Below are 21,976 nucleotides of genomic sequence, written 5' to 3'. Positions count from 1 at the left end.
ATAAACATGAACTTGAATCTAATGAAAAGAAGATTTTATTTACTCATTTCTTTTTTGTTGGGCGGAACGGTATTTATCTCTGCCCAGTCTCCCGTAGACAAAGCTTTGAATACTATCAACCGTTCTTCTGCTGAAGCTACTATCGGCTTTCTTGCAGCAGACGAACTTCAAGGACGCGAAGCGGGATTTCATGGCTCGTATGTATCCTCAGAGTACATTGCTTCTTTATTACAATGGATGGGTGTACAACCTTTAAATGGAAACTATTTCCAACCTTTCGATGCCTATCGAAAAGAACGCCAGAAGAAAGGGCGTCTGGAAGTTCATCCCGATTCTATTGCCAAACTTAAAAAGGAAGTTCACCAGAAGCTGTCCATGAGGAATGTTTTAGGAATGATTCCCGGCAAAAATACTAAGGAGTATGTGATAGTAGGTGCTCATTTTGATCATCTGGGAATAGACCCTGCACTCGACGGCGACCAGATTTATAATGGTGCGGACGATAATGCGTCCGGTGTATCGGCTGTACTACAAATAGCAAGAGCGTTTGTTGCCAGTGGACAGCAGCCGGAAAGAAATGTAATTTTCGCTTTTTGGGACGGAGAAGAAAAAGGATTGCTTGGCTCTAAATATTTTGTGCAGACTTGTCCTTTTGTCTCTCAAATCAAAGGCTATCTGAACTTTGATATGATTGGCCGTAATAGCAAACCTCAGCAACCCCGCCATGTGGTTTATTTCTATACGGCTGCCCATCCTGCTTTTGGTGATTGGCTGAAAGAAGATATCAAGAAATACGGCTTGCGGTTGGAACCGGATTACCGTGCATGGGACAACCCGATAGGCGGAAGTGATAACGGAACATTCGCTAAAGTTGGCGTTCCTATCATTTGGTATCATACGGACGGACATCCTGATTATCACCAGCCGTCCGATCATGCCGATCGGCTGAACTGGGATAAGGTTGTGGAAATCACGAAAGCGTCTTTCCTTAATATGTGGAAGATGGCGAATGAGAAGTCATTTTAAAATTATCTGTCGTCCTAAACGCAGTAGAAGAACTCTCCTTTATTTATCAGGAGTGGGGGATTCTTCACTGTGTTCAGAATGACAGATAATCATGTGATATATTTATAATACTAAGGTCGATTTTATTGGTATAACATAACCAAAAGGTCAGACTTTAATCATTTCTTGGTTATTCTACAGGTTGTGCACCGGTATCTCCTTCAATCTTCCATCCCGGATTTTGATAAACCACCGAACTTGCAAAGTCATTCTTGTCCAAAGCTGTCTGGCGGAATACTGCCATACCTATCGGATTCAAATAGTGGGCGGGTGTAAAGAGGAATCCTTTCTGCCCTGCAATCAGATTGTTCTTCGTAATCTTTTCGTACGGAAGGATATAGTTACTTAAATCGGATGAGGACATATTGCCTTCTGCTGGGTCTACTTTGCATAAATCTGCCAGTTGTGCTTCATATTTACTTCCCCAATATAGCATACCTTCCACACGGTAAGGTTGGGATATTAATTGGTCACATGCACGCCAACGTTTCAAGTCTTCCCAACGCAAGGCTTCTGCGCAAAGTTCGTTGCGGCGTTCGCGACGGATATTATATAATGTAGCATCTATCAGTTGTCCGTGAGAATAAGCTCCGAAGTCACCTTTGGCTTCCTCACTCATTATTGTTGCAGTGATTGTTTTATCATAGTCTTCATCCACTTTGGCACGTCGGCGTAAAGCTGTCCAATATCCATCGGCTGTTCCGTCGATTTTACCGTTTTTCTCATACGAAGCTTCCATATAAATCAGCATAGCTTCTGCTGCGCGGAAAACAATACCGCCTGATGTGCCGGCACTATGGTCATTGGCCATATGGCTGGAATAATGTTTGCCTTTCTTGATGATGAAACCTGTTGTTGCCAAACTTCCCTTGTCGCCATAGATGAAACGGATAGTACAATAGCTGGGAGTACCGTCGTTACCGTAGTAGTTTACATCACCTTCGTTTTCAGTGTTAGCGTCACCCGGCTTCTTGGTAAAGATGACAATACGTGAATCACGATTCTGTAAAGTAGAGTTTACTCCTTCTTTTTCCCATTCGGTTTTATAGCCCGAGCCGTCTGCATAGATAGGAAGTCCGTTACGCATAAGGAAAGAGTTGACCATACCTCGCGTCCACCCGGAACCACCGCCGTTACGTTCCAGCTCCATCTGCAGGTTACTGGTCACCAGTCCTTCCTTGAATTGTTTCCACATCAATATTTCATCATATCCTTCCATGTTTTCATCGCAGAACATGGTGTAATAAGGATTGATAGAAACCAGACTGGCATTCATACCTTCGGGGGTATCGGTATTATCTGCCAGTTTTCCGACGATGTAGTCACCTACTACTTTGGAAGATTTCATGGCTTCATCAAGGAAATAAGCTATTTCAGTGTCAATGTTGAAGCCGCTTACGTCTGCGGAATTGCCCGGCCATCCTTTTCCACCGGGTACGAATGCGGTTCCTTTATGATACTTTTCCCAAGTTGCTTCGAATAGAGCAACACGGGCTCGCAACAAATGTGCTACGTTTCTGCTGATGCGATTCTTGCCGCCCGGAGCTTTATCAAGCAGTAACTCTGTCGCTTTATGCAAGTCGTCCAGAATGAAACGTGCCACCTTATTACGTGGTTGGCGTTTGCTGGCTTCAATCAAAGTCTCTTCCACATCGGGCAATGCAGTAGTGATGATAGGCAAATCTCCCAGAGAAACCAGCAGTTTATAATAATTGTATGCCCGAATCACGTACATTTCACCGATATAATGTTTTACATTGTCTTGATTGCCGGTGATAGTTCCCGCTTCAAAGTTAGGCAAGGTGTTGTCAAAGAAATAGTTGCAGGCACGTATCTTCTTCCAGTCCCAGTCTCCTTCGCCCGATGGCACTTTCTTCTGTCCGGGTATCCAGAATTCCGGAGCGTCACCGCTGGCTTGGTTGTCAGTATCGTTATCTTTGCCGAAGAAATTGATGCCATATGCATCCGTCACTGTTTCAAACGGGTAAGCATTGATGGTATAGGCGGCTAAATCGCTTTCGGATGCGAAGTATTTTTCGGGAATAACCTTGTCCAGTGGTTCCCTGTCCAGAAAATCATTGCAACCGGTCAGTCCGCCCAACAGCAATGTCCCTATTGTCAAAAGTTTGATATGTCTTTTCATAATCGTCTGTCATTTAAAATGTTGCACTTAAACCGAATGATACAGTCTTGGATAGCGGATAGGTACATCCGTCCCAGTTGCCGATACCGACAGTTTCGGGGTCGAACGTGTCAGCCAGGCTGGTAATAGTAAACAAGTTCTCTGCTGAAACAAAGAAACGCAGGTTATTCACACAGAATTTTTCCGTCAGTGATTTCGGTAATGTATAACCTAAAGTTACATTCTTCAGACGGCAATAAGCTGCATTCTGTAAATAACGGGTTTGCGGATTACGGTTTCTGCCGTCTTCAAGAGGACGAGGATAATAACCGCCCAAGTTGGGACCCAACGGATTGGTGGTACTTTCTCCACGGAAGTAGTCCAGATGTTGCTTGAAGAAGTTGGTTTGCCAGTAACCTACTGCTCCCCAGAACATGGTGGAGCCGCTGTCCGGCATATAATCACGCTTCATGGTTCCCTGGAAGAACAGTTTCAGGTCGAAGCCTTTCCAGGCGGCATCCAGATTCAAGCCAAAGTTGTAACGTGGCGTGCTGTTGCCGATCTTTTTCAAGTCACCATGGTCTGCAAGGGTCTTGTTTCCTCTGCTTATCTGACCGTCACCATTCAAGTCGGCATACATGACATCACCGGCTCCCCAACCTGACCCCAGTACGTCTTGTGCGCCATTGGGCATGCTGGCAAGATGATCTTTCATCTCCTGGTCGGTTTTTGCGATACCGATTGTCTGGAATCCCCATATGTCACCTACGTGAGCACCTGCGTAATATGTATTATTGTTGTCTTTATCAAGAATCGTGTTTGACGGGTTGGGGTATTTGTCGATAACTACTTGGTTGTCTGACAAAGACAAGGTAACTCCATATTTGAAGTCGCGGATCTGGTCGCGCCAGTTTACTTGTATCTCCCAACCTTTGGAAGTCATATCAAGGTTGTTTACTTTGGGGACATCAATACCCAGAAGATTGGGAAGCTCGGGGGCAGGGCCTACCATATCTTTCGATTTACGTTGGAAGTAGTCGAAGGTTACGTTCAAGCGGTTGTTGAGCATCGACAGGTCGAAACCTAGATCCAGTGTTTGTGTCTTTTCCCAGGTCAGCAAAGAAGATACCAGAGCGGATTCTTTGGAAATATTGGGTTTCACACCGTTTACCAGCCAGCTACCTAATGCATAATTACCCCATTGGTTTTTGTTAATGTCGATGGTGCGATAGAACGGATACCAGTTGTCGGTATTCTGGTTACCCAGTTCACCCCATGAACCGCGTATTTTGAGTGTGCTGATTAAGTCGGTAAAATCCTCGAAGAATGCTTCACGGGCAATGTTCCATCCCAAAGAGAAGGACGGGAACAGATTCCAGCGGTTATCCCGAAGGAAACGTGATGTTCCGTCGTAACGCATATTGACTTCAGCCAGATAACGTCCTTTGTAATCATAGTTGAGACGTCCGAAAAATCCGGCGGTTGCCCATTCACTGTATCCACCCCTGTTCTGCGCATTCGTTTGGGTAGTATTCAGTGTGGCGACTCCCGACATGATGCCATCTTGTGAAGCAGTAATATCCCGTTGTTTGAACAATTCGCTTTGAAAGCCCAGCATTACTTTGAAGTTGTGTCCGCTTTCCAGTGATTTGCTGTATTCGGTAAAGATGTTCGGATTGAAGAAGTTGCTTTTATAAGCATATTCTGTCACGCTTGATGTTTGATTGGCAATTATATAAGGATCTTTGTTCACATCATAGCCGTAAACGGTCTGGTAGTCGGTGTGGTCGAAGTTATAGTTGGAGCGGTAGTTCAACTCCACATTGATTCTCCAGTCTTTGATGGGTTCCATGATGAAAGCGAGCTGGTGTGCCATCATGTCTTTTTGCGATTTGTAGCGTCCGCCTTCTGTCAATTGATAAATCTTGGATTCAACAGTGTAGAATCCATTCGGATCTACCACCGGAATGACAGGCCAATAACGGCATACATCGAAATAGAATACATTGCTCTTAATATCTCCACCGGCAAATGAAGGAGCTTCATAGTCTGTACGGTTGAAACGCATACTGTAACTAATCTTTAACCATTTGGTCAGGTCGGCATTGATTTTTGCTGTAAAAGCGTATCGTTGTTTGTTGTCATCGCCAAACTTCAATAGACCGCCCTGGTCGAGATAATTGGCTGAAAGATAATACTGTATCTTATCCGTACCACCGTTTACGCTTAATGAATGTTCGTGAGTGAAACTGTTGCCGAATAATGTTTTCAGCCAGTCGGTGTTGCCGGTAGGCATCACGTCCTTACGTTGAGGGTCGTCGAATGAGTTCCATCTTCCTGCATCGGTCGGCCACATATACTGTGTGCCTTTTCCTGCTTGAAAATCCTGGATTTGTTGAAGTTTTGTGGCACTGTACATTGGAGTTTGCCCGCCATTGGTCAACTGGTCGTTGATAGCTAGGGCAAAGTTATAAGAATCAGCCATTTCCGGCATATTCAACGGAGATACGAAACGGAAGTTGTTGTTATAGTTGACTACCGTCTTTCCCGATTTACCTTTTTTTGTTGTAATCAGGATAACTCCACCTGGTGCACGGGAACCATAAATGGAAGAAGCGGCCGCATCTTTTAGTACAGAAATATTCTCAATATCCTGTGGGTTGATAGCGTTCATGTCTCCTTCCATGCCGTCAATAAGTACCAATGGTTCTACCTTCGAACCGGCACCGATTGTTCCGACACCACGAATGTTGAATTTTTTATCCGAACCTAAGGAGCCGCCACCGTCACCGGTAGAGATGTTCATGCCCGGAACTACACCTTGCAAAGCCTCGATAGTAGAATTGACGGGACGTGCCGCGATTTCTTTTGCTCCTACAGTGGATACGGCTCCTGTCACATTTACTTTCTTTTGTGTACCGAAAGCAACAACAACGACCTCATCCAACTTCTGGGTATCATCTTTCAGAATGATATTTAATGATTGTCCGGTGAATTTGACTTCTTGGGTCTGATAACCAACAAAAGAGATGACAATAATGTCTCCTGTTTTTACATTGCTTAGAGAGAAATCACCGTCAAGTCCGGTGATTGTACCGTTCGTTGTGCCTTTGACAACAACGGATGCGCCGATAATGGTTTCACCTGTTGCGTCTTTTACGACACCTTTGCAAGTAGTACCCTGCTGTACAACGGAAACATTCAAGGTGTTTCCACCAGTCTCCGAATAAACGGTTCCTGCTGACGCTGTCAGTAGAAACAACAACATGCTGACTGACTTTAGTTGTTTTAACATAGCATTGAATTTAAAGTTTTTTCCTAGAGTCCGGAATTACTTTTTAATAAGTCCTTTCAGAACTAGGATGATTTATAAATTAGAATTAACAATACAAATATATAATATATTTTAATATATTGCACTCATTTATAGAAAAAACTTCAAATTAAAGTGCATTATTTCTTTTTAAAAGCACAACAATGCTTATTTTATACTCAATTCTAATATAAGCACATATTTATTTCCTTAAATATCATTATTCTATCAAGTAAAAAACAGTCATCTAACAAATATGAAAACGGTAGATAATAAGTAGAAAATACAACGTTCCAAAAGAGTAGATTCCCGACTTTAAAGTTTTAAACCAAGCATTATATGTCAAGAATAAGTTCTGAAAGAACTTATTTTTCTATCATTAATTATTGAGTCTTAAAATCCGTTCCCATTGCGCTTATCCTGTATATTTGTGAGTCTATCGTCATTATTGTGGGAATATGTTTAAGAAGGATTACAGACATGGCTGAAATCCGGTAGATACCAATATTCGTATAAACTATTATCAGTTGCTACATCCGGCAATAAATAGCTGACGGTATCAAGCGAAATAGTATGGCTATGTATTTCCATCTTTTTGAGATAAATGCTACTTTTTTCTTCTTATGAATAGCTTCTTTTATTTGTTTCACGGCTTTATCAACAGGAGTTACCCAAAACAGTCCCTCTCCTTTAGCCATTGCTGTATCTACAAACCCCGGACGGATATCTGTCGTATGAATAGGATAAGGGGATTTGGTGGCTCTCTGCCGTAGTCCTTCCATATAGTTGATTTGATAGGCTTTTGATGCATTGTAGGCAGGTGCGAGGCCGCTACCACGTGTACCGCCTACGGAAGAAATGATGACTAAATGCCCGCTCTTTTGCTGTTCAAAGTAACGGAATCCCCAATCGGCTATGTTGGTGAATCCTATTACGTTGGTCAATAAAGTCGGTTCTTCCAGTTGATAAGAAAGTTCGGGATTGAGCTCTCCCGTGCCGGCACAGATTGTCAGTATATCCATTCCACCCATTTCTTGTACGAGTGTTTCCAAACATTGGATACTGGTTTGCACATCGGTGATGTCGCATACTTGATAGAATAGTTTATTTTTGTCTTGGGTGTATATTTCTTGTAACAGGTTCTCTCTGCGACCGATAATGCCGATGAGACAATCTTCTTGAATATACGCTTCTGCCAAACCGCGACCAATGCCGGAAGTTGCACCTATAATTATTATTTTCTGCATGATTTTCATTCTATTTGGTTCCAAAAGTAGGGAGTGGGCGTAGATAATTTCTTGATTGAAATCAAGAAATTACTTTTGTACCACTTTTCTTCGGATGCGGCTTAGTGTTTCCGGGCGAATCAAGAGATAAGATGCCAGTTCTTTTAATGTAATCAGTTTCAGTAAGTCGGGGCAACGGTTGATAATTTCAAGATACCGTTCTTCCGCTGTCAGGCTGTACATTGAAATCATACGGTCGTAGACTTCCCATAGCAGAGTTTCTGCAATGCGGCGTCCTAGCTTTTGGTTGTCGTTGTTAGCTTCATAGAAATCGGTCATTTGCTGATGATTAATCACATATACCGAACAGTCACACAGGGCTTGTATGTCCACATTCGATTTGTCTTGTAATTGAAAAGCTGGATAATTACCGACAAAGGAATTGTCGAAAGTATATCCTACGATATTACTTTCTCCCAGATTGTTGATACAACAGTACCGGAAAGAGCCGGAACTGACAAAGCCCATCGTCCTGCAGATTTCTCCCTGTCGGGAAAAATAGTCTCCTTTCTCATAATAGGTCTGTTTCCCCTGTTGTAATACAAAATCTACAATAGGGGAATAGTTGATATGGGAAGTGTATTTATTGAAATCTTCCACTGTATCAGGGCGGTTAGTCTTCGTTTATAATCTGAAATCCGGCTTGTTTCAGGTCTTTCCAATATCCGGGATATGATTTGGTAACGACTTGCGGGTCGGCGATTTGCATAGTAGGGTGGCTGATTATTGCCGGAGCAAACGCCATTGCCATCCGGTGGTCTTCGTATGTTGCAATCACAGGAGTTTCTTCCGGTTCACACCGTTCGCCATTCCACATCAGTACGCTGTCATTCTCTTCTTTGATAACGTATCCCAGCTTTTTGAGTTCGTTTTTTAAAGCGGCAATACGGTCGGTTTCTTTTATCTTCAGACTTTGCAGCCCTGTGAAGCGGAAAGGAATGTTCATCAAGGCACAAGTGACGACAAAGGTCTGTGCCAAATCAGGTATGTCAATGAAATCTTCTTCCAGTCTTTCCGGTGCTTTCCCTGTCTTTTTGAGTTTAACTCCTTTGGTGGTAAACTCTGTGGTTATTCCTAACCGCGAGAATACTTCCGCTCCACGGCTGTCTCCCTGATAACTGTTACGGAATAATCCCAATAACTCAATTTCAGTTTTTGGGGATAATGCTGCAATTTGATACCAGTAAGAAGCTGCGCTCCAATCACTCTCCACTGTAAACGGAATGCTTGTATAAGGTTGTGGAGCTACGGAGATGCTGTCTGAAGAAGTCCATGCTGCTTTTGCACCGAAGTCCTGCATTAACTGTAATGTAAGGTTGATGTAAGGACGTGAGATAATCTCACCGCTCAGATGCAGCGTCAGCCCGTTTTTAAGTGCTGGACCTATCATCAGCAAAGCTGAAATGTATTGGGAGCTGACATTTCCTTTCAGCGTAATCTCGTTCCCTTTCAGTTCTACACCTTTTATGTGTAAAGGGGGGAATCCCTCATTATTGGTATAGCTTATTTCCGCTCCCAGTTCACGAAGGGCATTGACCAATATTTGTATGGGGCGTTGTTGCATGCGTGTTGTGCCTGTGATTATCCGTTCTCCCGGTGTGACACTCAAATAGGCCGTCAGAAAGCGCATGGCGGTTCCGGCAGCCATGATGTCAATTGTTTCTTCATCTTGGGTGAGGGCTTTTATCATCACGCGTGTATCATCGCAATCGGATAGATTGTTAGGAGTACAGTTGCTTTCTGCCAATGCATTGATAATGAGTGCACGGTTACTGATACTCTTGGAAGCCGGCAATTGAATTGTGGCTTTGATTGCGGAAGGAGCTGAAAGTCTATAACGCATTATTTTATAATCTTAGGTTTGCGATGACAAAAATAGGCATTTTTCTTTGATTCTCCTTTCCTGAAGTTCAAGATTCTGTAGTTTATGATGATTTGTGGCAAGGAATTTTTATATTTGTGCTATAAAATTTGTTTATATGAAAATACCGGATATCCGTTTACAGAATCAGCAGTTGCTGAATCCGGACAGAATTATTTTGTGTTATCCTTATTTATCCTGTTGCTTCTTTGCCCATTCCAGTCTTCGCTGATCCGCTAGCGGAGTCACTTTGAACTCTTCGAATATAGCGGTAAATCCCTTTCCGTCCGGGCAAGCTCCCATCAGACCTACCATGACAGGACAATTATCTTGCAACCAGCAAGTGCGCATCATGGTATATTCTTTGTCATCACGCGAGAAGAATATTTCCACTGCATCCAGTCGGCGGATTGCTTTTATCCATAGAGAACGGGGAGCATCCGGTAATTGTACTACGCTCCAGTCGCTCGTGTGGTGTGTTACCACGGCACTTACGTTCTGTTTGCCATCAACATATTCAACTCCCGCCTTTATCCAGTTTTCATGGTCAATGCGCAGCATTAGTCCCATTTGGTCGAAAGTGGTCACGTAGTTGCCGGTAATCTTTACTTTCACTTCGAATTCTCCGCCATAGGTAGCATAGTAGAAAGGGCCGTCATCTACGGTAAATCCATAGTGGGAGATTCGCCAGAAGTCGGTTTTTGCCGGTACGTCCATAACTAAGGTTTTACCTTCTTTTATCTCCCATTGTTGAGGCTCGTTCAGCCAGTTCATTTTATTCAGACTTTGTCCCATTGAAGAAGTTGCTATCGCCATCAAGGCAATCGACATGATTTTGATTTTTAAATGTTGCATGATAGTTTCTTATTTGATTATCTTTGTGGTGCAAAGATAGGCCATGCCCTGATATGCAGCAATACTGAATAATAACCATTTTACAGGATGGACGTATTACAAAAGGAAATTGATGAGGTGTATGCTACGCAACCGATAACTAATGAGGTATTAGATAAAGGTATTGTGGAGCAACATCGGCATTTTGTCCGTTCATTGACGGAGATTAACGGTGGATGCGCTGTCATTTCTGACCTTTCGAACCGGAAAAGTTATGTAACGGTTCATCGGTGGGCGCATTTTCTGGGACTGACTCAGGAAGAGGCTGCTTTAAGCGTCATTGATTCGATGGATGAAGATTGCATCTACCGGAGGATTCATCCGGAGGACTTGGTGGAAAAACGTTTATTGGAATATAAATTTTTTCAAAAAACATTTTCGTTGTCGTCCGAGGAACGGTTGAAGTATAGGGGAAGATGCAGGCTGCGAATGAAGAATGAGAAAGGAGAATATCAGTATATAGACAATTTAGTCCAAATCATGGAAAATACTCCTTCGGGAAGTGTGTGGCTGATTTTTTGCCTTTACACATTGTCGGCAGACCAGAGGGCGGAGCAAGGGATATATCCTACCATTACCCACATGGAACATGGGGAAGTGGAAACACTGTTTCTGTCGGAAGAACATTGCAATATCTTGTCTGAACGTGAAAAGGAGATACTCCGTTGCATACGCAAAGGACTGTCAAGTAAAGAGATAGCCGCTACTCTCTATATTAGCGTGAACACAGTCAACCGGCATCGGCAGAATATCCTGGAGAAACTTTCTGTCAGTAATTCAATCGAAGCGTGCCGGGCGGCTGAGTTGATGAAATTATTATAGATATGCAGATGGGAGAAATATTTTAGCCTGAATTGGGGATAGGCTTATCCGAACAGGGCAAGCAATTCATCGAATCTTTCTATCTGCTTCAAATGGGTATGTGTGAATGTATCTGCCACTTCATGTTTCCACATAACTTCGAAAGGAATATGCACTCCGTATCCACCTAATGATAAAACAGGTTGAATATCTGATTTCAAAGAATTGCCGACCATGACGAGTTCTGAAGGAGTGACTTGCAAGATATTCAGCATTCGGAGATATTCTTTCTCGGTTTTGTCGGACATTACTTCAATGTGGTCGAAATAGGGGGCTAATCCGGAGCGTTCCAGTTTGTTTTCCTGATCGAGCAAATCTCCTTTTGTAGCGACAACTAACTTGTACTGTCCTTTTTCTTTTAATGCTTTCAGCGTTTCTTTTACTCCGGGTAATAGCTCAATTGGTATTTTCAGTAATGATTTCCCTAAATCAATAATGTGTTGAATGTCTGTGGCTGGAATCTTTTGTCCACTGATTTGCAAAGCGGTCTCAACCATGGAGATGGTAAAAGCTTTGGCACCGTATCCGAGATGTTTCAGATTATTCATTTCTGTCTGAAATAAGGCGGCTGAAATATCTTTGGGAGTGCCATAAGGCTGTAACAGGCTTGTATATTGCTTTTCTATTTCTTGGAAAAAAGGTTCGTTGCTCCACAGGGTGTCATCTGCGTCGAAGGCGATGACTTTAATAAATTCTTTCATAGGTTTTTATCGTTAATAGGGAATTTCAAATAATATGTTTGGTATTTCGTGTGGCAAAGTTACAATAAAAAGGGTGAATAAAAGCAGGTTCCTTGTTTTTAGAACCAAATCCCGGTTTAATTTCATAGAAATATCTATCTTTGTTACTCGCTTTTGAGTTTGAACTTTAATTGGAATATACAACAATGAAAATAGGAGATAAAGTACGCTTCCTCAGTGAGGTAGGCGGTGGAATCGTAACTGGATTCCAAGGAAAGGATTTTGTTTTGGTGGAAGATGCGGACGGCTTCGACATTCCTATGCCGATACGTGAGTGTGTGGTGATTGAAACAGATGACTACAATATAAAGCATAAATCGAAATCGTCGGCTCCGAAACCGGAAGAACCGGTGAAACCGTCAAAACCGGAAATGCCTGTTATTCAACGTCAGCCGGAAGTGCGTGGGGGAGATACGTTGAACGTATTTCTTGCTTACGTGCCTGAAGATGCAAAGGCTATGATGACTACCCCTTTCGAAACTTATTTGGTAAATGATAGTAATTATTATCTGTATTATACCTATTTGAGTGCGGAAGGAAAAACTTGGAAAAACCGTTCACATGGTTTAGTGGAACCGAATACAAAATTGTTGTTGGAAGAGTTTACGAAAGATCTGTTGAATGAAATGGAACGGGTGGCTGTGCAACTGATAGCTTTCAAAGATGGTAAGCCGGCAGCTATCAAACCGGCTGTCAGCGTAGAGATACGGATCGATACTGTGAAGTTCTATAAACTGCATACGTTCAGCAGTTCCGATTTCTTTGAAGAACCGGCTTTGATTTATGATATTGTGAAGAATGATATGCCTGCAAAGCAAGTCTATGTTTCGGCTGAAGAAATTCAGGTTGCTTTGTTGCAGAAGAAGTCGGCAGATAAACCGAAGTCACAACCTATCGTTAAACCTAACCATGCTCATGGTGGAAAAAATGGTATTGTTGAAATAGACCTTCATATTGATTCTTTGTTGGATGATACTCAGGGGATGGGGAATGCCGAAATCCTAACTTATCAATTGGATAAGTTTCGTGAAGTGATGGAAAACTATAAGAATAAGCGTGAACAGAAGATTGTATTTATTCATGGCAAGGGGGATGGAGTGCTTCGGAAAGCTATCCTTGATGAACTGAAGCGGAAGTATAGCAATTGCCGTTATCAGGATGCCTCTTTCCAGGAATATGGATTCGGGGCTACAATGGTGACTATTAAATAACGCTTGTCGATAAAATGGTACTTGCCGTGAATAAAAATAAGAAGGGTGGAAGCCGATTATCAGCTTCCACCCTTTCTCTCTCTCTTTTACATATTTAATCGTTTTACTTATTCAGTTCAATACCTTTGTTCATCAAGGTAATGTTCATCAAAGCAGCATATTTGGCATACTGTTCGGTGCTGAGTGTCTTTCTCATCAGTTTCAAGTTACCATAAACAGCGTTACGCAATTTTGCTTCTTTATCTTTCTTCGCTGTTGTGGCTTTTGACATCTGTGTAGAGAAGTAATCGCAAATGTTTGCTACTTCTTCGCTCTGAACGGAATTTAAATTCAAATATTTACCTAATTTACTTACGTTGATGTTACCTTCCCATTTTGCAGTTGTAGGCTGGTTTCCTGCTGCAAAAGTCGTAGCAGTCAGACAGAGTGCTGCCACTAATGTTAATCCTATACGTTTCATAATACCTACTTTTTTAATTGTTATTCCTAAAAACTATTCCTAAAAACAAATCTAATACCTATTGAAAATATTGTCTAAGCGCTTAGCTTTTTCTTTTTACCTATGCAAATGTAGGAATATGTTTTATAACACAAAAATAAAGAAAGGGAAAAGAAACTATTTAGGTTGATTTCTTGATGTAAATCAAGTGGTGGTATGCTTTTTGATACAAAAACACTTCTTTATGAAATGTTTTTGTAATACGTGTGCGGAAACGATAGTGAAAATTTGCTGTATTTTAGGGAGTGTTGCTGTTAAAATGATATTGAACAAAGGAACGTGACCAGGAATGGAACACTGAAATCGACTACAAAACCGTGAAAGATGGAAATGATTACAAATTCCTTTCCTGAGTATCGGGTAATGATAGGAAGAGTGGTATCCATAGTCGTAGCTCCTCCCACAGAGATAGGGGCTAACTTTCCGAAATACTTTACTAGCAATGGAGCACACAGCAGAGCAATGATTTCACGCATGATATTGGAAAGCAGTGCGATAGTTCCCAGTTCGGGGCCTTTGTATTCGGTGATAAAAATGCTGGAGAGCGAATAATAACCAAATCCGGCTCCGACAGCCATGCAATCCAAGGATCCTCGTTGGCTCATAAAGATTCCTGCTACGGCACATCCTGCCAGTGTGCCGAGTATTGTCAGAATGGGAAGAAACACGAGTCGGGGATTCAGAGAACGGAAACTTTTCAGCGTGTTCGGGTCGTTACCGATACTGATCCCTACGCAGAACATCAAGCCGCAAAGGGCATAGTAGCTGAGTTTACTGTCGGTGAAATCGTATGGGATGAGATGATATACTCCGCAGAGGGTACCGATAATGAAGAAAGAGACAATAATCAGACTGCCTTTCATGCTTTCGTCTCCTTTCCTTTATTCCTTATATATAATAGGTACCAAAGTCCCCATGCGCATAGGGTACTTCCTATGACAGCGGCGAGAGTGATGATGACGGCTTCCAGTCCAAGTGTGGGCAGTCCCTTGATGATCGTTTCGTTTCCGCCTACGTCAATTCCAAGCAGGAATAGAAGACTCCATATAAGCAAGGTGATTATTTTATATATCCACGTGAGACGTTTGCTGCGTAATAGATATCCCAACAGCATTCCCGTCAGCATAATTCCAATGATGATAAACATAGTCGGTGCCTGTTTTTGGCTGCAAAGATAGTTGAAAAAGAGTTTCGTTCCTAATCTAACCTGTCGGTAACTTTCATTCTTTTACAATTCTAATGCTGGGGAGTGAAGATGGTAATAACTTTACTTACTTCCGTACTGATCCCTACTATCCCCGTACCACCGTGCACATTACCGGGATATTTGATTGGTTCGTCGATTGTCTCGTCATAGACGTCGGAATCCACAGAGTTAAGAGCTTTCAGATAATAATATTCTACTTCTGTGATACTTCTCAAGCGGATAATGACATCCATCCCATTAAAAAATCCTTCTTCGTTACCTGTTTCGATGTGGGTGCTGTTGTAGACCGTCATTGTATATGATGTATTTTTAAACCGGGAGTCGTCAAATACCCCATAGATATTCCTTGCCGTATCGAACATGCCGTTATCTTCATCGTCTCCGGTAGAGGGTTGCCCGTCTGTCAATACGATGTCTTCGCGCCCGATAAATGAGTAACTGTGTTTTGTCCAAAAGATATAGTCTCCTTTTCCCTCTTCGTAGTTATATCCCCATAATGTGGTCTGCTTGTCTACTACAAGGCGGTAATAATTCGTTTCGTCGGGGCGGTCTTTGAAGGTTATCCGGTAACGAAGATATTTGTTGGTATGCCCGTATTCTTGCATCGGGACGGTGAGCGTGTCGATATTCTCTATTCCGGCAGGACGTTGGGGTACAGCTACTTCTGCCCAGGCATGATACCGTCCGTCATCGGTCAGTGCGTCTATACGAACCGCATCTCCGGGGGTGAATTTACTTGTAATGTTGAAACGGCATTGCGGGTTTGCTTCTGTTTCCGGTGGAAGCGGGCGCAGGCTTTCTGTCAGTTGTCCGTTGACACGTACCTCTACCGTCGCATCTTGGATATGAGTGGCAGTTTCCTTTCCGGTGAAGTTAAGGAAAAGGATATTGGTCTGATTGTCGGCGTTGATTAATGCATTCATCACCAGTTTAGGGGGATTGTCCTTGATGTTGAAAGGAAGTTCATTCTCGCAAGAAACAGTGGTAAGCGTTGCAATCAGTATGAATAATATGTATGTATAAGTTTTCATTGCTGGACTAGAATTTATAAGTATAAGTAAAAGAAGGAATGATAGGTAATAATGTATATTTTTTGATGACACTTTTTCCTTCCTGGTTGTGTGCCCGATAAACCCATGCCGGATTCATGGCGTTGTACACATTGTATAAACTGATGTTCCAGGTGCGCATTCCATGCTTGGTCTTTTTATTGAAATTGACGCCAATATTCAGCCGGTGGCTTGCCGGCAGACGGAAGTTGTTCCGGTGTTCAACGTAGTTGGCTTCTCCTATAGTGGGTGATGTATTGGTAAACACGGGTTCGTAAGGAATCACCCAACCTCCTCCCGAACCATTGTTTGTACCGTCATTAGGACGGATAATCACCGTTTTTTCTTCGGGAATAGTGCTTGTCCCTCCTGTGTAGAATACCCAGGAGGCTCCGATATCGATGCGGTCGTTGAATCGGTGGTTAACCGTCAGGTTGATGTTATGGCGACGGTCATACTTGTACGGGAACCGTTCTCCGTTGTTTATGCTGCCTTTGGCGAATTTACGGTCGCTTTTTGAAAGGGTATAGGATAGCCATCCCGTAGTCTTGCCGATCGTTTTTTGTGCCATAAATTCAATCCCCATTGAACGTCCTTTTCCCATTTCCACTTTGTTTTCCCAACCGGAGGAAGAACCGAAAAAGCTGACTCCGTCTTTATATTCCAGTACATTGCGCATATCCTTATAATAACTTTCTACTGAAAATTCCCAACCCTTGATTCTCGTATAATATCCTCCTAAAGAGAATTGGTGGGATTGCATAGGTCTGATTTTCTTTGTTACGGGAACCCATAAATCTGTCGGCATACTGATAGGCATGGACGAAAGCAGATGCACATATTGGTTCATTTTTGTATAAGACGTTTTCAGAGCGACATTCCTGCTCAGTTGATATCGGGCGGATAGGCGGGGCTGGAGGGAGAAATAGTTTTTCTTCTGCACACGGAATAAAGAAAGATGCAGTCCGAGATTCAGTCGGAGATGTGGGCTGATTTTGAAATTATCTTCTGCGTAGGCTGATATTTCATGTGCGTAAATCCGGCTGTTATTTATGCTATGATAGATACTGTCCCGTTCTGTGTGGTTGTCGGTTTGCTCTGAAATCCGGGATGTCATGACTTCCGGGCGGAAGCTGTGATACATATATTCTGTTCCGAACTTAATGCGGTGTGTGGGAGTAGGATTGTAGTCGAAGTCTATCTTATAACTCCAGTCCTGGATGCCGGAACGGTAATCGGCAGAATACTTGTTAACCATATCTTCGGATGAACCGGCAAACTTGTTGGTGGTATATGAATTGATGTCAAACCGGTAGTTGTTGAAAGCGACGGTTGTGTTGCTGAACAGTTGGTTGTTGAAGATATAATTCCACCGGGCGGAAATGATTGTATTTCCCCAGTTCATTGTAGTCCCGTCTTCGTAATTAGTGTCAGCGTCGAAACGGGTCTTAAAGTGGTCTTTTCCATTGTAGGCACTTAGATAGATGCGGCTCCGGTCGGAGAATTTATGGTTGATTTTGGCATTTACGTCATAAAAGTAGTAACTATATTTTTCATCATCAGGCATAAAGGGTTTTGCCAATAGATCCAGAAAGGAGCGGCGCGCTGAAATATTGAATGATGTTTTTCCCTTAATGATAGGACCTTCCAGATTAATTTTGCTGGTTAACAGGCCGATACTGAACGTACCATGGTATTTTTGCATATTTCCGTCATTGGTACGTACGTCGATGACCGAAGAGAGCCGTCCGCCGAAGCGGGCAGGGAAGGAACTTTTGAACAGCGTTACCTTCTTCACCGCTTCAGGAGTAAAGACAGAGAAGAATCCGAACATATGGTCTACATTATACACGGGAACCCCGTCGAGTAGAATCAAGTTCTGGTCCGGGCTACCGCCGCGTATATACAGTCCGGCGGAGCCGTCCACCCCTGCCTGTACTCCGGGCATAAGTTGTATGGTCTTCATAACGTCCGCCTCTCCCAATACGCTGGGAGTATTTCTGATTTGGGCGATGGGAATGTCGGTAGCTCCCATTTGGGTGGCCAGTGCTCCGGTTTCCGACCTCTCGGATACCACTACTACCTCTTCGAGTTGGTTATCGCTTTTCATTCTGATGTTCAATACCGTATCCTGTCCGAGCATGAAAGTATGTTTGGAAATTCCATACCCCAGGTAGGAGAAACGTAAGTCGGTTTCTCCTTCGGGCAGAGTGATACTGTAAAAACCGTAAGGATTGGTAGTAGTTCCCTGATTCTGATGACTCTCAAAGATGTTCGTTCCAATCAACGTCTCAGAGGACGTTCCGTCAGTGACATATCCGCTGATAGTAAACTTGCGGCTTACGTTTTTGGGGCTTTTCTTTTTTTGCAGCAGGATATAGCGGCCGGAAAACTCGTAGCCGACCGCTTCATTCTTGAATACAATATCAAGAATTTCCTGCAAAGGCTTTTCTTTAACTTTCAGGTTGATTTTATGTTTGATACTGATTTCTTCGCTGTATATGAATGAATAACCGGTTGAATTTTCAATCATTTTGGTAAACTCCTTCAATGTAGCGTTTCGTAGTGACAGTGTGAGCCGGGCGTTTGCGTTTTGTGCGTATGCCTGGGTGGTGATAAAGAGCGCCATACCTATCAGGACAATTGTTCTGACAGGCAGGCGACTCTGGTGAATAGTTCTCATTTTAAGTCTGGTTTAGCGGTGATAATAATCTGTTCATTGTCTTGTGAATAGTTGAAATAACCGGCATTGTGTAATACAGATAAGATAGTCTCCAAATCTTCCCCGTTGCGGAACCGGGCTGTAATCCGGTAATTTTGTAAAGCCGTGTCGGATATGCGGATGCTTGTCCCGAATGAGTTGGATAGTTCGCGGGCAATGTCCTGCAAAGGCAAATCATCGAATATAAACTCCCCATGCCGCCAGGAGATTTCATCCTTCGCATTTTCCAGGATTTTGCGGGTGAGCTTTTGTCCCACCTTATTATATATGGCAATTTCATTCGGCTTTAATACCATGCGGATTGAGTTGCTTTTATTGCTGACTGCCACCGAACCTGTTAATAACGTTGTTCTTACATCCGGATTGTCACGATAGGCATCCACATTGAAATGAGTTCCCAATACCTGAACGTCAATTGTCTCAGTTTGCACAATGAACGGATGTTTCTTATCTTTGCTTACCTCAAAATAAGCCTCTCCGTTCAATCTTACTTTCCGGTTGCCCGATTTGAATTTCTCAGGATAAGAAATCGAAGAATAGTGGTTCAGGATGACAATGCTGCTGTCGGGGAGATGAACCGTTCGTGTTTCCGCTAATGTAGAAACTGTCTGTATGGAGACAGGCTGTGTATATAGGTAAACTGTCCATGCTGATAGACAGAATAGGAGTACTGCCGCTGCTACCGAAAACGTGCGTGTCAGAGTCAGACGCCGAGTGTGGGACTTCAATCTTTTTTCTAACTTAGGATAGCCGGTTGCCGCTGAGAAACGTCCCCGTGGTGAACGCGTAGAGACGGCGAGCTTGTCCAGTATTTCTTCTAATTCTCTATCGGCGTATTTCATTCCTTTTTCTGTCTTTTTAGTGATTAATCGGGTTGTTTGCTGATAAAGACAGCAGGTTGACAGAAACTCCCTACGCCCTTAGTGCGAATAAATGTTAATCAAATTCAGATCGGCTAATCATTTCCTTTAGCCGTGTTATCGCTTTCTGAAGTTGTGCGTCTACTGTATTTGTGCTGATACCCAACTCTTCCGCTACCTGCGCATAACTCTGTTTTTCTTCGCGGATGCGGATAAATATCTCTCTGCAACGTTCGGGAAGTCGGTCAAGTGCCTTCACGTAGAGGGCAAACAGTTCTTCGCTGATTAATGATTCTTCCGGTGAGAAACTTTGTTCCTGAGGTTCCGGCAGTGAGTCGGCATGAATAAACGTATGCTTGGATTCTTTTTCCAAATAATTGAGTGAAGCATTCTTGACCAGGATAAAGCAGTAATCTTCAATATTTCTCACGTCAAGTAGCGTGCTGCGCTGTTTCCAGAGTTTCAGGAATACATCGAGTACGATTTCCTGCGACCATTCTTCTTGCTTTACATAGTAGTAAGCAATGCGGAAAAGGCGGTCGTAGGTCATGTTGTAAAAGTCCCGGAAGGCAGTTTGCGAATCCAGTTCCTTCATTTGCCGTAATAACTTTCTTACTTCTGATTCGGTCATCGGCTTGCCGTTTATTTTATTAATCTACCCAAAGCAAATCACTCATTATACTGTCGGAAATGAAAATACCTTCACGGGTCAGGCGCAGAGCGCCATCGTGCTCTTCCAGTTTTCCATTTTCCAAATAGGGCGCAGCCATCTTCCGGCAGTACTCCCATAGTTCATTGCCAAATGTCTGTTTCAGCTTTTCTATGGGTGTGCCCCACACTGTGCGTATGGTAGTGATGATAAATTCATTGTAACGGGTGGCTTGATCCAGATACTCGATTTCAAAAGCACGGCGGTTCTCCTCTATACCTTTTATATATAGGTCAATGGATGAGACATTCCATTCTCGTGTCATTCCGTCGAAAGAGTGTGCTGATGGTCCGCAGCCGAGGTAGGGAATCCCTTGCCAATACGAAGTGTTGTGGCGGGAGTGTTTGCCGGGTCGGCAGAAATTAGAGATCTCATAATGCTCGAATCCTGCTTTTTGCAGACGTTCTATCAGCAACGTAAAAAACTCCAGGCTGGAATCTTCGTCCACTTCGGATACCTGGTGTTGCTTCAACATCTTATATATAGGTGTATCTTCTTCGTAAATCAAGTGATAGGCAGAAATATGCTCCACATTCAGGTCGATAGCCTGCCGGAGATCGTTCTCCCAGCGCTCTTTCGTTTCTCCCGGCAGTCCATATATAAGGTCGATGCTGATATTGCTGAATCCGGCTTGCCGGCATCTGTCGACAACTTCAATGGCAGTCCGGGCATCATGGCGGCGTTTCAGCAATTTGAGGGTAGCGTCATCGAAAGTCTGTATTCCCATGCTGAGGCGGTTGAACGGGAGAGTAGACAACATTTGCAGATACTCCTTTGATAAGTCGTCCGGATTGGCTTCCAGAGTGATTTCGTGGCAAGATTCCATTCCATAAGACTTCTGTATGGTTTCGAACAGTTGTCTGAAATCTCCTTCTTCCAGTTGCGACGGCGTTCCGCCGCCGAAATAAATAGTTTCTACCCGTTCTTCCTTCAAATATTCTTTCCGCATTTCCAGTTCACTGCAAAGGGCGCGTACATAGCGTGTTTTTAGTTCACTACGGGTAGTCGAATAAAAATCACAATAGATGCAACGGGTCTTGCAGAAAGGAATATGAAGATAAATACCTGCCATAGCTATGCTGTTTGAGTTTTGTGGATACAAAAGTAAAACTATTATCGGATAATATATCAAAGATTTGTTTTCTCTTAACAGAAAACAGTGTACGTGCCTGAATAAAACAATATTTATTTCAGCCGAAACTATTTGTACATGTACTACTCGATTATCGTTCAACAGTTGTTGAACGAACGCTCCACGAATATAGAACTGTCGTCCAACAACCGTTGAACGATAATTCAGCCGGCAATAAATTATTTCCGAATAAGCGATGGATGGCTTGTTTGTTTCTAACGGGAAAACAATTTTATACTAAGCAGAATTGTTCACGATAAAGATGTGTTACATAACATTGTTTAGTAACACTACCACAAGTGTTGCTTTTCCCCCAATTAATCCCTAATTTGCGCATCACAAAATTAATGGTATGTGAGAAACATACTGAGTAATTACTAAAATCTTATATATTATGAAAGTATATCAGACTAATGAAATCAAGAACATTGCCTTGTTGGGAAGT

At 42.8% G+C, this 21,976-nt stretch carries 18 protein-coding genes; 3 read left to right on the top strand and 15 right to left on the bottom strand.

Annotated elements, in window-relative coordinates; translation table 11 throughout:
- Positions 1–21 precede the first annotated feature (21 nt).
- Positions 22–1,026 (top strand): M20/M25/M40 family metallo-hydrolase, encoded by a 1,005-nt coding sequence (locus tag RDN93_RS13340; protein WP_308745981.1) that lies wholly within the window; start codon positions 22–24, stop codon positions 1,024–1,026.
- Positions 1,027–1,195: 169 nt separating this feature from the next.
- On the opposite strand, the gene RDN93_RS13335 is transcribed toward RDN93_RS13340, so the two are convergent.
- The 6 genes from RDN93_RS13335 to RDN93_RS13310 form a co-directional block, all read right to left on the bottom strand.
- A complete protein-coding gene (locus RDN93_RS13335; RefSeq protein ID WP_308745980.1) occupies positions 1,196–3,208 on the bottom strand; it encodes a RagB/SusD family nutrient uptake outer membrane protein in 2,013 nt (670 codons plus the stop codon).
- A 13-nt stretch (positions 3,209–3,221) separates the two neighbouring features.
- Positions 3,222–6,455, bottom strand: a complete 3,234-nt coding sequence (locus RDN93_RS13330; RefSeq protein WP_308746008.1) for a TonB-dependent receptor — start codon at positions 6,453–6,455, stop codon at positions 3,222–3,224.
- A 575-nt stretch (positions 6,456–7,030) separates the two neighbouring features.
- Positions 7,031–7,747, bottom strand: coding sequence for an SDR family NAD(P)-dependent oxidoreductase (locus RDN93_RS13325; protein WP_308745979.1), 717 nt, complete (start codon positions 7,745–7,747; stop codon positions 7,031–7,033).
- Positions 7,748–7,816: 69 nt separating this feature from the next.
- Entirely contained in the window at positions 7,817–8,386 is a 570-nt protein-coding gene (locus RDN93_RS13320; RefSeq protein WP_308745978.1) for a Crp/Fnr family transcriptional regulator, read from the bottom strand.
- 13 nt (positions 8,387–8,399) lie between these two features.
- Positions 8,400–9,629 (bottom strand): 3-phosphoshikimate 1-carboxyvinyltransferase, encoded by a 1,230-nt coding sequence (locus tag RDN93_RS13315; protein ID WP_308745977.1) that lies wholly within the window; start codon positions 9,627–9,629, stop codon positions 8,400–8,402.
- A 207-nt stretch (positions 9,630–9,836) separates the two neighbouring features.
- Complete coding sequence (locus tag RDN93_RS13310; RefSeq protein ID WP_308746007.1) at positions 9,837–10,478, bottom strand: DUF1349 domain-containing protein; 642 nt, start codon at positions 10,476–10,478, stop codon at positions 9,837–9,839.
- Positions 10,479–10,589: 111 nt separating this feature from the next.
- On the opposite strand from RDN93_RS13310, the gene RDN93_RS13305 reads away from it, so the two are divergent.
- A complete protein-coding gene (locus RDN93_RS13305) occupies positions 10,590–11,363 on the top strand; it encodes a LuxR C-terminal-related transcriptional regulator (RefSeq protein WP_308745976.1) in 774 nt (257 codons plus the stop codon).
- A gap of 44 nt (positions 11,364–11,407) precedes the next feature.
- Here RDN93_RS13305 and RDN93_RS13300 read toward each other — a convergent pair whose 3' ends face one another.
- Positions 11,408–12,103, bottom strand: coding sequence for an HAD family hydrolase (locus RDN93_RS13300; RefSeq protein ID WP_308745975.1), 696 nt, complete (start codon positions 12,101–12,103; stop codon positions 11,408–11,410).
- Between the two features lie 185 nt (positions 12,104–12,288).
- On the opposite strand from RDN93_RS13300, the gene RDN93_RS13295 reads away from it, so the two are divergent.
- A complete protein-coding gene (locus RDN93_RS13295) occupies positions 12,289–13,353 on the top strand; it encodes a DUF2027 domain-containing protein (protein WP_308745974.1) in 1,065 nt (354 codons plus the stop codon).
- Positions 13,354–13,456: 103 nt separating this feature from the next.
- Here RDN93_RS13295 and RDN93_RS13290 read toward each other — a convergent pair whose 3' ends face one another.
- From RDN93_RS13290 to hemW, 8 genes are all read right to left on the bottom strand, one after another.
- Positions 13,457–13,813 carry a hypothetical protein gene (locus tag RDN93_RS13290; protein ID WP_308745973.1) on the bottom strand — a complete coding sequence of 119 codons (357 nt, stop codon included), beginning with the start codon at positions 13,811–13,813 and terminating at the stop codon, positions 13,457–13,459.
- A gap of 293 nt (positions 13,814–14,106) precedes the next feature.
- A complete protein-coding gene (locus tag RDN93_RS13285; protein ID WP_308745972.1) occupies positions 14,107–14,715 on the bottom strand; it encodes a lysine exporter LysO family protein in 609 nt (202 codons plus the stop codon).
- Positions 14,712–14,999: a LysO family transporter gene (locus RDN93_RS13280; protein ID WP_308745971.1), complete on the bottom strand. Its 288-nt coding sequence runs from the start codon at positions 14,997–14,999 to the stop codon at positions 14,712–14,714. The genes RDN93_RS13285 and RDN93_RS13280 overlap by 4 nt, the downstream gene beginning before the upstream one ends.
- A gap of 89 nt (positions 15,000–15,088) precedes the next feature.
- Complete coding sequence (locus RDN93_RS13275) at positions 15,089–16,090, bottom strand: DUF4249 domain-containing protein (RefSeq protein ID WP_308745970.1); 1,002 nt, start codon at positions 16,088–16,090, stop codon at positions 15,089–15,091.
- A 7-nt stretch (positions 16,091–16,097) separates the two neighbouring features.
- Positions 16,098–18,791, bottom strand: coding sequence for a TonB-dependent receptor (locus tag RDN93_RS13270; RefSeq protein WP_308745969.1), 2,694 nt, complete (start codon positions 18,789–18,791; stop codon positions 16,098–16,100).
- Positions 18,788–19,672 (bottom strand): FecR domain-containing protein, encoded by an 885-nt coding sequence (locus RDN93_RS13265; protein WP_308745968.1) that lies wholly within the window; start codon positions 19,670–19,672, stop codon positions 18,788–18,790. Before RDN93_RS13265 ends, RDN93_RS13270 begins: the two co-directional genes overlap by 4 nt.
- Before the next feature lie 94 nt (positions 19,673–19,766).
- Positions 19,767–20,321 carry an RNA polymerase sigma-70 factor gene (locus RDN93_RS13260; protein ID WP_308745967.1) on the bottom strand — a complete coding sequence of 185 codons (555 nt, stop codon included), beginning with the start codon at positions 20,319–20,321 and terminating at the stop codon, positions 19,767–19,769.
- A 19-nt stretch (positions 20,322–20,340) separates the two neighbouring features.
- Positions 20,341–21,471: a radical SAM family heme chaperone HemW gene (gene hemW / locus RDN93_RS13255; protein WP_308745966.1), complete on the bottom strand. Its 1,131-nt coding sequence runs from the start codon at positions 21,469–21,471 to the stop codon at positions 20,341–20,343.
- Positions 21,472–21,976 lie beyond the last annotated feature (505 nt).

This window comes from uncultured Bacteroides sp. (assembly GCF_902491285.1).
In the GTDB taxonomy this organism is placed as follows: Bacteria; Bacteroidota; Bacteroidia; order Bacteroidales; family Bacteroidaceae; genus Bacteroides.
The sequence above is the reverse complement of the archived record's forward strand: the minus strand, read 5'-3'. Positions and strand labels throughout refer to the sequence as shown.